This is a genomic window from Shumkonia mesophila, assembly GCF_026163695.1.
Taxonomy (GTDB): Bacteria; Pseudomonadota; Alphaproteobacteria; order Rhodospirillales; family Shumkoniaceae; genus Shumkonia; species Shumkonia mesophila.
This window is the reverse complement of sequence record NZ_JAOTID010000001.1, coordinates 249405-262095: the sequence shown is the minus strand read 5'-3', so window position 1 is coordinate 262095 and position 12691 is coordinate 249405. Positions and strand designations below refer to the sequence as shown.

Genomic DNA, 12691 nt, shown 5'->3' with positions numbered 1-12691 from the left:
GCCGAATCCAGATGTCAGCGGTCGCGGCGGACCATCGGCACGAAGGAAACCGGCAGCAGACCGTCGCGCTCGACGTGTCCTTCCGCGTCCTTGCGGCAGAGGGTCAGGATCTGGGTGTCTCCGGGCTTGCCGACCGGAACCACCATGCGGCCGCCCGTCGCCAGTTGGTCCAATAGGGCCGGCGGCACGGCGATCGGCGCCGCGGTGACGATGATGGCGTCGAACGGCGCTTCCTCGGGCCAGCCTTCGTAACCCTCGCCGTGGCGAACCTCGACGTTGCGATAGCCGAGGCGGGCCAGGCGGGCGGCGGCGGTGTGGGCCAGTTCCTCGAAGGTTTCGACGGTGAAGACGCGGCCGGCGAGTTCGGCCAGTACTGCCGCCTGATAGCCGCACCCGCTGCCGATCTCCAGCACCCGGTGGGCCGGTTCGAGATCGAGCAGATCGGTCATCAGGGCGACGATGTAGGGCTGCGAGATGGTCTGGCCGTGGCCGATGCCGCGCGGCCGGTTGACGTAGGCGTGGGGCTGATCCTCGGGCAGCACGAATTCGTGGCGCGGCACCTTTTCGAGGGCCGCCATCACGCGTTCGGAAAAGTGGGCGCGGCCGGTCCAGAAGTGGGTCTCGCGCGCCTCCACCTCGATCTCGGTCATGAGCCGCCGGCGCGCCTTGGCGAATGATGCGTCGTCCATCGGACCCTTCCCTTTAGGGTAACTTGCGAAGGGCGGCCGATTGCGTCAAGCTTGTCGTCATCGCTCCCAGCGAACGAGGAGGTGCCATGGCGTTCAGTCTGACCAGCCCCGCCTTCGCCGAAGGGGGGCGCATCCCCACCCGACACACCTGCGAGGGCGGCGACGCCTCGCCGCTGCTGGCCTGGGACGGCGCGCCGCCGGGAACCCGCGCCTTCACCCTCGTCTGCAGCGATCCCGACGCGCCGGTCGGCACCTGGTATCACTGGGCCGTCTTCGACATCCCGGCGGTCACCCGCCGCCTGGATGAGGACTTTCCCACCGATGGCCGGGTCGGCGATATCCGCCAAGCGGTCACCGATTTCCGGCGCACCGGATATGGCGGGCCGTGCCCGCCGCGCGGCCACGGGACGCATCACTATCGCTTCCGGCTGATGGCGGTGGATGTCGAGCGTTTGGTCGTCGCCGCCTCGCCCGACTGCCGCGACGTCGAGGCCGAGGCCGGCCGCCACCTGCTGGCGGAATGCACGCTGACCGGCGTCTATTCCCGGGACTGAATACCGCTTTGCCGCCGCGCGCGCCGTTTCGGGGCTTGCAGCCGCGCGCGCGTCGACGCATATCAGCCCGGTCCAATCGCGGACGGTTCAACGAACGGAAACGGATGACGCCATGACGGAGGAAAAATTCGCCTTCCAGGCCGAGGTCAGCAAGCTCCTCGACATCGTTGCCCACTCGCTCTACAGCCACAAGGAGATCTTTCTTCGGGAACTGATCTCCAACGCCTCGGATGCCTGCGACCGCCTGCGCTACGCGGCCCTGACGGAGCCTAATCTGATCGGCGACGGCGGCGGCGGCTTCCGCATCACGCTCGACATCGACAAGAAGGCCCGTACGCTGACGGTTGCCGACAACGGCATCGGCATGAACCGCCAGGAACTGGCCGACAACCTTGGCACCATCGCCCGTTCGGGGACCCAGGCGTTCGTCGAGCAGGTCAAGGCCAAGGGCGGCGACGGCAAGGACAAGAGCGGCAACGGCGACGTGGCGCTGATCGGCCAGTTCGGGGTCGGCTTCTATTCGGCCTTCATGGTGGCGGATCGGGTCGAGGTGACCAGCCGACGGGCCGGCGAGGATGCCGCCTGGACATGGCGCTCCGACGGCAGGGGCGAATTCACCATCACGGACGCCACGCGCGAGGCCGCGGGCACGTCGGTTGTGCTGCACGTGAACAAGGGAGAGGACGAGTATCTCGACCCCTTCCGGTTGCGCACCATCGTCAAGACCTATTCCGACCACATCGGGGTGCCGATCGTTCTGGTGCACGACGGCAAGGACGAGACGATAAACGACGGCTCGGCCCTGTGGACACGGCCGGCCAAAGGCATCACCCCCGAGCAGTACAAGGAGTTCTACCACCACGTCGGCCACGTCTTCGACGAACCGTGGAAGGTGCTGCACAACCGCGTCGAAGGGGTGCTCTCCTATACCAACCTGTTGTTCATTCCCTCGTCGCGGCCCTTCGACCTGTTCGATCCCGATCGCAAGCCCAGAGCCAAGCTTTACGTCAAGCGCGTCTTTATCACCGACGACAGCGAGGCGCTGCTGCCGTCCTACCTGCGCTTCGTGCGCGGTATCGTCGATTCCGAGGACCTGTCGCTCAACGTCAGCCGCGAGATGCTTCAGAAGGACCCCAAGCTGGCCAGAATCAAGGCCGGTCTCGTCAAGCGCGTGTTGGGCGACCTCAAGAAGGCGGCGGAAAAGGAGCCGGAGGGTTACGCCAAGTTCTGGGAAAACTTCGGCGCCGTCCTCAAGGAAGGCCTCTACGAGGATTTCGCCAGCCGCGAATCCCTGTTGCCGCTCTGCCGCTTCCGCAGCACCGCCGGCGATGGGCTGATCACGCTGGACGCCTATGTCGACGCCATGAAGGAGGGCCAGGAGGCCATCTACTACATCAGCGGCGAGGACATCGATGTGTTGCGGGCCAGCCCGCAGATCGAAGGCTACAAGGCGCGCGGCCTTGACGTGTTGCTGCTCACGGACGCCATTGACGAGTTCTGGCTACCCTCGATCGGCCGCCACCGCGACAAGCCGTTCAAGTCGGTGACGCGGGGTGCCGCCGACCTCGACAAGATCCCGTTGGCCGATGGCGACAAAGGCGAGGATGCCGCCAAGCCGGCCGATGCGCCGGCCATCGACCAGTTGGTCGCCGCCTTCAAGGTGGCGCTGGGTGATACGGTGAAGGACGTCCGGGCGTCGGCCCGTCTGACCGACAGCGCGGTGTGCCTGGTTGCCGCCGAGGGCGACGTCGACCTGCGCCTGGAGCGCATGCTGCGCCAAGCCCGCCACGGCGCCGAGGCCGTCCCGACCCGGGTGCTCGAGGTGAACCCCAAGCACCCGCTGATCGGCCGTCTGGCGGAACAGGTCAAGGATACCGGTGCCGCCGGGGCCGACGTCATCAAGGACGCCGCCCTGCTGCTGCTTGATCAGGCGCGCATCCAGGAGGGTGAGCCGGTGGCCGACCCCGCCGCCTTCGCTAAACGCCTGTCTAGCGTGATGGAAAGGGGCTTCGCGGGCTGAAGCGCTACGGCCTGCGGCGGGCCAAGTCGAGCACGGCGGCGCCGAGGATGGCGCCGCTGGTATCGGCCTGCACCAGGAGGGCGACGGCGTCGTGGCCGGGGGCCAATTCGCCCATCGGCAGCGGCACCCGGGTGGCCTCGCCGCGCCAGGCGCCGATCTTGCGGATGTCGCGCACCACGTTGGAATAGGCAAGCGTCCGGCCGCCGTTCTCGCCGCGCTCGACGCGGGTGGTGTGCGCGGAGTCGAAGGCGACGGCCCACAGCGTCGATGCTTCGGCGCCGTCGCGGGCCGGCAATACCGCCGTGGCGGTACCGGCGTCGCCTTCGATCTTCACCGTCATGCGCGCCACGGCGGCTTCGCGGTCGATGGCTTCCAGCACCCCCCGGCGGTCCGATCCGGTCATCTGGCGGCGCCCCTGGATCACCATCTGCGGGGTGTAGACGTAGCCGAGACCGAAGGGACGGGTGTAGCCGCGCTGGCGCTCGGTGGCGGCGACGCTGGCGAAGGGATCCTTCCAGCCGATGTAGTCCCAATAGTTGACGTGCAACGACAGCGCCAGCACGTCGTCCCGCTGGGAAAGCTCGGTCAGCAGCGCATCGGCCGGCGGGCACGACGAACAGCCCTGCGAGGTGAACAACTCGACCACGATGAGTTGATCGGCGCGCGCGGCCGGCTGGACAACGGCCATTACGGCACAGGCGGAAACGAGGGTTTTGAGGATTTTGCGCATGTCCTCCACATAAGCCCGGCGCCCGCTCGCGCGCCAATCACATGGCGGTGAGGCGGGCGCGCGGTCCGATCCAGTCGGTCAGGACTCCCTCAACACCTCCGGCAGATCGCGGGCGCCGTGCAGAATTCGCACGATCAGCGGCGGCCGACGTTCGGCATTGTAAACGATGACATAATTAAAGCCGGTCAAGGTGACGAACCGGTAGGGCTCATCGGCCAACTCGGGGCGGAGCGAGCCTATATGGCCATGCTTGCCGATGCGCGTCGCCGCCGTTGCCACGCCGTCGCGCAAGGCTCGCGCCGCAGCAGGATTGTCTTTTGCGATCCAGCGAATGGCGTCAAGCAGGTCGCGCCGGGCCTGGGGCGACAAGACCGCTTTTGTCATCGCTTACCGGCTGGCGTCGATAATGCCGTCGATCTCCGCCACGACCTCGTCGAGGGGGAAGGTGCCCTCGCGGTCGGCCTCCGCCTCGGTGGCATGCAGCATCGCCTGGAATCGCAGGCGACGATCCTCCGCCTCCTGCAACAGCCGCAGGCCCGAGCGGACGACTTCGCTCATGTTGTTGTAGCGCCCGCCCTCGACGCATTGACGGGCGAAGCGTTCCAGGTCGGGTGTGAGATGTACGTTGGTTGCCACCGCGGCCTCCATATGTCAAAGATTGACATATGGAAGATAGGCGAGGCCCACGGCAAAAGCAAGCGGGCCAGCCGCGCCGCGTGAAGCGGCGCGGCTTCCGACCCTACGCCGCGTCCTTCAGATTCTTGAGCACGTATTGCAGGATGCCGCCGGCCTTGAAGTATTCGACCTCGTCCAGCGTATCGATGCGGCAGATCACCGGCACCTCGCCCACCGAGCCGTCGGCGCGGTGGATGACCAGGCGCAGCGTCATGCCGGGCTTGATGCCTTCGGAGAGGCCCAGGATGTCGAAGGTTTCTGTGCCGTCGAGCTTCAAGGACTTGCGGTTGGTTCCTTCCTGGAACTCCAGGGGCAGGACGCCCATGCCGACCAGGTTGGAGCGGTGGATGCGCTCGAAGGTTTCCACCACCACCGCCTTGACGCCCAGGAGCAGGACCCCCTTGGCCGCCCAGTCGCGCGACGAGCCGGTGCCGTACTCCTTGCCGCCGATGACGATCAGCGGCACGCCCTCGGCCTGGTATTTCATGGCGGCGTCGTAGATCGGCATCACCGTGCCGTCCGGCATGTGGCGGGTGACGCCGCCCTCGGTGCCGGGCGCCATCTCGTTCTTGATGCGGATGTTGGCGAAGGTGCCGCGCATCATCACCTGGTGGTTGCCGCGCCGGCTGCCGTAGGAGTTGAACTCGCGCACCGGCACCTGATGGCCGATCAGGTATTCGCCCGCCGGCCCCTTCTCCTTGATCGAGCCGGCCGGCGAGATGTGGTCGGTGGTCACGGAATCGCCCAGCTGCGCCAGCGGCCGCGCGCCCCTGATGTCGACGATCGGCCGCGCCTCGGCGGCGAGGTCGCCCAGGCCGTGGAAATAGGGTGGGTTCTGCACGTAGGTGGAACCGATGTTCCACTTGTAGGTGACATCGGCCGTGGCCTCGACCGACTTCCATTCGGCCGGTCCCTCGAAGACGTTGGCGTAGCGGGCGCGGAACATCTCGGGCGTCACCACCCGGGCGATGGTTTCCTGGATTTCGGCGTTGGTGGGCCAGATGTCCTTGAGGAAGACCGGCTTGCCGTCCGTGTCGGTGCCCAACGGGTCGGTATAGAGGTCGACGGTCATCGAACCGGCCAGCGCATAGGCCACCACCAGCGGCGGCGAGGCCAGGAAATTGGCCTTGACCTGGGCGTGGACGCGGCCCTCGAAGTTGCGGTTGCCCGACAGCACGGCGGCGACCACCAGGTCGTTGTCCTCCACCGCCTTGGCGACCGGCGGCTTCAGCGGCCCGGAGTTGCCGATGCAGGTGGTGCAGCCGAAGCCGGCGATGTTGAAGCCGAGCGCGTCGAGATGGGGCTGCAGGCCGGCCTCGCGCAGGTAGTCCTCGACCACCTGCGAACCGGGGGCCAGCGAAGTCTTGACCCACGGCTTGACGGTCAGGCCCTTGGCGTGGGCGTTGCGGGCCACCAGCCCGGCGGCGATCAGCACGCTGGGGTTCGAGGTGTTGGTGCAGCTGGTGATGGCGGCGATCACCACATCGCCGTCCCTGAGGCCGTAGTCGGCGCCCGACGTCTCGACCTCGCGCGGCTTGTCGACGCCGGCGGCCAGGTTCGGCAGCACCTTGGCGAAAGTCTTGGTAGCGGCCGACAGCGCGATGCGGTCCTGCGGGCGCTTTGGCCCGGCCAGGCTGGGCTCCACCGTCGAGATGTCGAGTTCCAGCGTGTCGCTGAATACCGGATCGACGCTGCTGGCATCGTGCCACATGCCCTGTTCCTTGGCGTAGGCCTCGACCAGGGCGACCTGTTCGGGCTCGCGGCCGGTGAAGGCCAGATAGCGCAGCGTCTCGGCGTCGATCGGGAAGATGCCGCAGGTGGCGCCGTACTCGGGACCCATGTTGGCGATGGTGGCACGGTCCGGCAGCGACAGGTTCTCGAGGCCGGGGCCATAGAATTCGACGAACTTGCCGACCACCCCCTTGGCGCGCAGCATCTGCACAACGGTCAGCACCAGGTCGGTGGCGGTGGTTCCCTCGGTCATCTTGCCGGTCAAGTGGAAGCCGACCACTTCGGGGATCAGCATCGAAATGGGCTGGCCCAGCATGGCGGCCTCGGCCTCGATGCCGCCCACACCCCAGCCCAGCACGCCCAGGCCATTGACCATGGTGGTGTGGCTGTCGGTGCCGACCACGGTGTCGGGATAGATCGTGCGCCCGTCCTTGCCGCCCCGCCAGACCACCTGCGAAAGGTATTCGAGGTTCACCTGGTGGCAAATGCCGGTGCCCGGCGGTACCACCCGGAAGTTGTCGAAGGCTTTTTGGCCCCAGCGCAAAAATTTGTAGCGCTCCATGTTGCGCTTGAATTCCAGGTCGGTGTTGCGGCGCATGGCGTCGCCGGTGGCCGAAAAGTCGACCGTCACCGAATGGTCGATGACCAGGTCGACCGGGGACAGCGGGTTGATCTTCTTGGGATCGCCGCCCAGCTTGACCATGGCGTCGCGCATGGCCGCCAGATCGACCACCGCCGGCACGCCGGTGAAGTCCTGCATCAGCACGCGGGCCGGGCGGAAGGCGATCTCGCGGTCGGAGCGCCGCTCGTCAAGCCAGGCGGCCAGCGCCTTGCAGTCGTCCGCCGTCACCGAGCGGCCGTCGATGTGGCGCAGCAGGTTCTCCAGCAGCACCTTCAGCGAATACGGAAGGCGCGAGACGTCGCCCAGCCCGGCCGCGGCGGCGGCCGGAAGGCTGAAATACTCATAGCTCTGGCCGCCGACGGCAAGCGTGCGGCGCGCGTTCAGACTATCGTGACCGGAACGAGACACGGCTATCCTCCTCACCTGGCAAACAAACCCGTCGCGGGCCGCCTCCTCCCCCTGAGGTTCTGGCTATCCCTTGCGGAACCCGACCGCGAATCGAGCTTCCATTAGATAAACGCAGCCGGCCACTTTGCCAGCCGAAAAACGAGACTGCGACGCGATAAAAGCGATTTTGGGCATAAAATCGCCACAATTGGGGGCTTAAATCAAACCCATAAACAAACCCCCTCGTTTATAGCCAGAGGCACCATCCCCCCCCAACGCCTCTGGTCCCCTGACCGGCACTGTTGCCGGGCTCCGCGGCCGGGTGATCCATATGGACCATCCGGCCGTTTCTTTATGGCCGGGTCCGCCGCTTCTTCCGGCTCTTCTTTTTTGGGGATCGTTGCGATACGGTCGCAGGCGGATTCGCAAGGGCGGCAGGGGCGTCGGCAAGCATGGATCGTTTCATCGGGCACGATCTCACCTGCATCCGCGGCGAGCGGCTGGTCTTTTCCGGGCTCGGCTTCACGCTCGAATCGGGCGGCGCCCTCGTGCTCGCCGGCCCCAACGGCAGCGGCAAGTCCAGCCTGCTGCGCCTGATGGCCGGCTTGCTGTCCCCGGCGGCCGGCACGCTCGCCTGGAACGGCGAGGCGGTGGCGGCGGACCGCGAGGCGCATGGCGGGCGGCTGCACTACGTCGGCCATCTGGATGCCGTCAAGCCGGTGCTGAGCGTGCTCGAAAACGTGGCTTTCTGGGCCACCTTGAGGCCGGGCGGCGGACGGGCGGCGGCGCACGACGCGCTCGCCGCCTTCGGGATCGCGCACTTGGCGGGGGTGCCGGGGCGGTTCCTGTCGGCCGGCCAGCGCCGCCGTGTCAACCTGGCCCGCATCCTGGCGGCCCCAGCGCCGCTGTGGCTGCTGGACGAGCCGACCACGGCGCTCGATCGCGCCGCCATCGCCGCACTCGAGGCGGCAATGGCGCGTCACCGCCAGGCGGGCGGCATGGTGGTGGCGGCGACTCATGCGCCGCTGGCCCTGGGTGGCGCCCAAACCCTCGACCTCGGCGCCTTCGAGACGGAGGCGGCAGCATGATGGCCCGCTTCTTGAGCCTTCTCGGCCGCGATCTCCACCTGGCCCAGCGCCACGGCTTCGACAGCCTGCTGGCGGTGGTCTTCTTCATCATCGCCGTGGTGCTGTTTCCCTTCGGTGTCGGCCCCGAACCCAACATCCTGGCCCGCATCGCCGCCGGCGTCATCTGGGTGGCGGCGCTCTTGGCCTCGATGCTGTCGCTCGAACGGCTGTTCCAGACCGACTACGAGGACGGCTCGCTGGAACTGCTGTTGCTGGCGCCGTTGCCGCTGGAACTGGTGGTGCTGGCCAAGGTGGCGGCCCACTGGCTGACCACCGGGCTGCCGCTGATCGTGGCGGCGCCGCTGCTGGCCGTGCTGCTCAACATGAACGGGGCGGGCTTCGCCGTTTTGGTGGCGGCGCTACTGATCGGTACCCCGACGCTGAGCCTGATCGGCGCCGTCGGGGCGGGCTTGGTGCTGGGCTCGCGGCGCGGCGGTGTGCTGCTGTCGCTGCTGGTGCTGCCGCTCTTCATCCCGGTGCTGGTGTTCGGGGTAGCCGCGGTGGACGGGGCGATCGCCGGTTTCGCCTTCCGCTCGCCGCTGCTGATCCTGGGCGGCATGCTGCTGGCCGCACTGGCGCTCTGTCCGTGGGCCAGCGGGGCGGCGCTTCGCCAGGCGTTGGGCTGAGGCGGGGACGAAAATACAGGCCCGCTATGGAAAATGACGGGGTCGAGAGATAAATAGAGGGGCGCCGGACAGGAAACACGATGCATCGCTTCGCCAACCCGACCCGCTTCATGCGCTTGAGCGCGGCCCTGCTGCCGTGGACGGCCGGCACCGCCGTGGCATTGATCGCGGCCGGCCTCTACCTGGCGCTGCTGGGCTCGCCGGCCGACTATCAGCAGGGCGAAAGCGTGCGCATCATGTACGTTCACGTGCCGTCGGCGTGGATGGCCATGTTCTGCTATACCGTCATGGCGGCGGCCAGCGCCGTCGGCCTGATCTGGAAGCACCCGCTGGCCGATCTGGCGGCCAAGGCGACGGCGCCGGTCGGCGCCTGCTTCACCCTGCTGGCCCTGGTCACCGGGTCCTTGTGGGGCAAGCCGATGTGGGGCGCCTGGTGGGTGTGGGACGCCCGCCTCACCTCGGTATTGGTCCTCTTCTTTCTCTATCTCGGCTACATCGCGCTGATCAACGCCTTCGACGACCCGACGCGGGGGCTCAAGGCGGCGGCCATCCTGGCCCTGGTCGGCTTCGTCAACGTACCGATCATCAAGTTCTCGGTCGATTGGTGGAACACGCTCCATCAGCCGGCCAGCGTGTTCAAGGCGGACGGACCCGCGATCGACCCCAGCATGCTGGCGCCGCTGCTGCTGATGGGGGCGGGCTTCACCGTCTATTTCCTGTGGGTGCTGATGCTGCGCCTGCGCACCGAGATCGTCGCCGCCAAGGTGCGCGCCCTGCGCCTGCGCCAGGTGCGCTCCGGCGCCCCCGCCCAGCCGTCGGGCGCCGCGCCGCTGGGGGCGGAAGGATAGAGGGCCATGGAAAGCTTCGCCCAATTCCTCGACATGGGTGGCTACGCCCGCTTCGTGTGGCCGAGCTTCGGGCTCACCGCGGTCGTGCTGGTCGGGTTGCTGATCGTCAGTTGGCGCGCGCTCAAGGGGGCCGAGGCCGAACTGGCGGCGCTGCAATCGGCCGCGCCCGGCCGCTTCGACCCGGCGGATACGGCCGATGAAGCCTAAGCGCCGGCGCCTTACCTTCGTGCTCATCGGCATGGGCCTGCTGGGCGTCGCCGCCGCCCTGGTGCTGGCGGCCTTCCGCGATTCCATCGTCTTTTTCTACAGCCCCACCGAAATCCACGCCAAGGCGTTGCCGGCCGAGCAGCGCATCCGGGTCGGCGGCCTGGTCGAGGAGGGCAGCCTGGAAAAGACCACCGGCGGCGGTACGGTCACCTTTCGGATCACCGACCTCGCGGAGACCATCGCCGTCACCTACACCGGCATCCTGCCCGACCTCTTCCGCGAGGGGCAGGGCGTGGTCGCACAGGGGCGCTTTCAGGACGGCGTGCTCAAGGCCGACGAGGTGCTGGCCAAGCACGACGAGAACTACATGCCGCCCGAGGTGGCCGACGCGCTGAAGAAGTCCGGCCAGTGGGAGCACATGAAGGACGCCATGCAGGGCGCCGGCCAGATCCCCGGGGAAGCGGCGAAATGATCGTCGAGATCGGCCACTTCGCCCTCGTCCTGGCCCTGGTGGTCGCCTTCGTGCAGGGCACCGTGCCGCTGATCGGGGCCCATCGGGGGGACGTCCTTTGGATGGCCGTGGCGCGCCCCGCCGCGCTGACCCAGGCGGTGCTGGTGGCGCTGGCCTTCGGAGCCCTGATGCACGCCTACGTGACGTCGGACTTCTCGGTGCTCAACGTCGTCAACAACTCCCATTCGACCAAGCCGCTGATCTACAAGATTTCCGGCGTGTGGGGGAACCACGAGGGCTCGATGCTGCTGTGGGTCCTCATCCTCGCCGCCTTCGGCTCGGCGGTCGCCGTCTTCGGGCGCCATCTGCCGCCGGGGCTCGCCGCCCGGGCTCTTTCGGTGCAAGCCTTGATCGCCTGCGGCTTCCTGCTGTTCATCGTCTTCACCTCCAACCCGTTCGAGCGGGTGGTGGCGCCGCCGGCCGACGGGCGCGACCTCAACCCGCTGCTGCAGGACCCCGGCCTCGCCTTCCATCCGCCGTTCCTCTATCTCGGCTACGTCGGTTTCTCGGTGGCCTTCTCGTTCGCCATCGCCGCCCTGCTGGAAGGCCGGGTCGACGCCGCCTGGGCGCGCTGGGTGCGGCCGTGGACGCTGGCCGCCTGGACGTTCCTGACCGCCGGCATCGGGCTGGGCTCGTGGTGGGCCTATTACGAACTGGGCTGGGGCGGCTGGTGGTACTGGGACCCGGTCGAGAATGCCTCGTTCATGCCATGGCTGGCCGGCACCGCCCTTCTGCATTCGGCGGTGGTTGTCGAGAAGCGCGACACGCTGAAGGGCTGGACCATCTTCCTTGCCATCGTCGCCTTTTCGCTGAGCCTGCTCGGCACCTTCCTGGTGCGCTCGGGCGTGCTGACCTCGGTGCACGCCTTTGCCGTCGATCCGGCGCGCGGCGTCTTTATCCTGGTCCTGCTGCTGGTCGCCATCGGCGGCTCGTTCGCGCTGTTCGCCTGGCGGGGCCCGGCGCTGATGCCTGGCGGCCTGTTCCGCCCGGTGTCGCGGGAAGGCGCGCTCCTGCTCAACAATCTGCTGCTGGCGACGGCGGCGGCGGTGGTCCTGTTGGGCACCCTCTATCCGCTGTTCATCGACGCGGTTGGCGGCGCCAAGGTGTCGGTCGGTCCGCCTTTCTTCGATTCCGTGTTCGTGCCCCTGATGGTGCCGCTCATCGCCGCCCTGGCGGTGGGCCCGCTGTTGCCGTGGAAGCGCGGCGACCTGGCCGGCGCGCTGGGGCGCCTCAAGCTGGCCTTCGGGCTGGCTGCGGCGGTGGTTTTGGGGATCTGGTTCGTCGTCGACCGCGGCTCGGTACTGGCGGTGCTGGGATTGGGCTTGGCGGCCTGGTTGGCCGTCGGCGTCCTGGTCGAGATCGCCGGGCGCATCCACCTGCTAAGGATGGCGCCGGTGGCGAGCCTGCGCCGGCTTCTCGGCCTGCCGCGTGCCGCCTGGGGCATGACGCTGGCGCACCTGGGCCTGGCCGTGCTGGTCGCCGGGGTGACGGCGTCGAGCGCCTGGAAGATCGAGAAGATCCAGACCATGCGGCCCGGCGACACCGTCGAGGTGGCCGGCTATGCGTATCGCTTCGAAGGGGCGCGCGACGTGCAGGGGCCCAATTACTCGGCCGTCCGCGGCCGTTTCACAGTGACCAGCGACGGCAAGCCCTTCGTCGTGCTCGAACCCGAGAAGCGGCTCTACCCGGTTCAGCAGCGGCCGACCACCGAGGCGGCCATCCACTCCACCTTCCTGGGCGACCTCTACGCCGTCATCGGCGACGCCGACGGCAAGGAGGGTGGCTTCGTGACGCGGCTCTATTTCAATCCCCTGGTGCCATGGATCTGGGCCGGCATCCTGCTGATGGTGGCGGGCGGCGTCGCCAGCCTGTCCGATCGCCGCCATCGCATCGGCGCCCCCGGCCGGCGTCCGCTCGCCGCCGACGCGGCGACGGCCGAGGCCTAGCGGGGTGCCTTGATGGCT

At 67.9% G+C, this 12691-nt stretch carries 13 protein-coding genes; 8 read left to right on the top strand and 5 right to left on the bottom strand.

All coding sequences use genetic code 11. From position 1 onward, the window contains the following. Window positions 1–14 precede the first annotated feature (14 nt). Window positions 15–689 (bottom strand): protein-L-isoaspartate(D-aspartate) O-methyltransferase, encoded by a 675-nt coding sequence (locus tag ODR01_RS01195; RefSeq protein ID WP_316975764.1) that lies wholly within the window; start codon window positions 687–689, stop codon window positions 15–17. An 86-nt stretch (window positions 690–775) separates the two neighbouring features. On the opposite strand from ODR01_RS01195, the gene ODR01_RS01190 reads away from it, so the two are divergent. Together ODR01_RS01190 and htpG are read left to right on the top strand one after the other, a co-directional pair. Continuing rightward, window positions 776–1243, top strand: coding sequence for a YbhB/YbcL family Raf kinase inhibitor-like protein (locus ODR01_RS01190; protein WP_316975763.1), 468 nt, complete (start codon window positions 776–778; stop codon window positions 1241–1243). A 112-nt stretch (window positions 1244–1355) separates the two neighbouring features. Further along, window positions 1356–3263 carry a molecular chaperone HtpG gene (gene htpG, locus ODR01_RS01185; RefSeq protein WP_316975762.1) on the top strand — a complete coding sequence of 636 codons (1908 nt, stop codon included), beginning with the start codon at window positions 1356–1358 and terminating at the stop codon, window positions 3261–3263. Between the two features lie 4 nt (window positions 3264–3267). Here the strand turns inward: htpG and ODR01_RS01180 are convergent, their stop codons facing one another. The 4 genes from ODR01_RS01180 to acnA all read right to left on the bottom strand — a co-directional run bounded on the left by ODR01_RS01180 (window position 3268) and on the right by acnA (window position 7429). After that, window positions 3268–3993, bottom strand: a complete 726-nt coding sequence (locus ODR01_RS01180; protein ID WP_316975761.1) for a DUF1223 domain-containing protein — start codon at window positions 3991–3993, stop codon at window positions 3268–3270. 78 nt (window positions 3994–4071) lie between these two features. Next, window positions 4072–4377 carry a type II toxin-antitoxin system RelE/ParE family toxin gene (locus tag ODR01_RS01175; RefSeq protein WP_316975760.1) on the bottom strand — a complete coding sequence of 102 codons (306 nt, stop codon included), beginning with the start codon at window positions 4375–4377 and terminating at the stop codon, window positions 4072–4074. Window positions 4378–4380: 3 nt separating this feature from the next. Next, window positions 4381–4629, bottom strand: coding sequence for a type II toxin-antitoxin system ParD family antitoxin (locus ODR01_RS01170; protein WP_316975759.1), 249 nt, complete (start codon window positions 4627–4629; stop codon window positions 4381–4383). 103 nt (window positions 4630–4732) lie between these two features. After that, window positions 4733–7429: an aconitate hydratase AcnA gene (gene acnA / locus ODR01_RS01165; RefSeq protein ID WP_316975758.1), complete on the bottom strand. Its 2697-nt coding sequence runs from the start codon at window positions 7427–7429 to the stop codon at window positions 4733–4735. Between the two features lie 431 nt (window positions 7430–7860). On the opposite strand from acnA, the gene ccmA reads away from it, so the two are divergent. The 6 genes from ccmA to ODR01_RS01135 all read left to right on the top strand — a co-directional run bounded on the left by ccmA (window position 7861) and on the right by ODR01_RS01135 (window position 12673). Next, window positions 7861–8496 carry a heme ABC exporter ATP-binding protein CcmA gene (gene ccmA / locus ODR01_RS01160; protein ID WP_316975757.1) on the top strand — a complete coding sequence of 212 codons (636 nt, stop codon included), beginning with the start codon at window positions 7861–7863 and terminating at the stop codon, window positions 8494–8496. Then, a complete protein-coding gene (gene ccmB / locus ODR01_RS01155; protein WP_316976198.1) occupies window positions 8496–9161 on the top strand; it encodes a heme exporter protein CcmB in 666 nt (221 codons plus the stop codon). Before ccmA ends, ccmB begins: the two co-directional genes overlap by 1 nt. An 80-nt stretch (window positions 9162–9241) precedes the next feature. Next, entirely contained in the window at window positions 9242–10009 is a 768-nt protein-coding gene (locus tag ODR01_RS01150) for a heme ABC transporter permease (protein WP_316975756.1), read from the top strand. A 6-nt stretch (window positions 10010–10015) separates the two neighbouring features. Beyond that, the gene (gene ccmD, locus ODR01_RS01145) at window positions 10016–10216 is read left to right on the top strand and encodes a heme exporter protein CcmD (RefSeq protein WP_316975755.1); all 201 of its coding nucleotides are present in this window, start codon (window positions 10016–10018) and stop codon (window positions 10214–10216) included. Then, window positions 10206–10688 carry a cytochrome c maturation protein CcmE gene (gene ccmE / locus ODR01_RS01140; protein ID WP_316975754.1) on the top strand — a complete coding sequence of 161 codons (483 nt, stop codon included), beginning with the start codon at window positions 10206–10208 and terminating at the stop codon, window positions 10686–10688. The genes ccmD and ccmE overlap by 11 nt, the downstream gene beginning before the upstream one ends. After that, on the top strand, window positions 10685–12673 hold the full coding sequence (locus ODR01_RS01135; protein WP_316975753.1) for a heme lyase CcmF/NrfE family subunit: 1989 nt from the start codon (window positions 10685–10687) through the stop codon (window positions 12671–12673). Before ccmE ends, ODR01_RS01135 begins: the two co-directional genes overlap by 4 nt. Window positions 12674–12691: the final 18 nt, after the last annotated feature.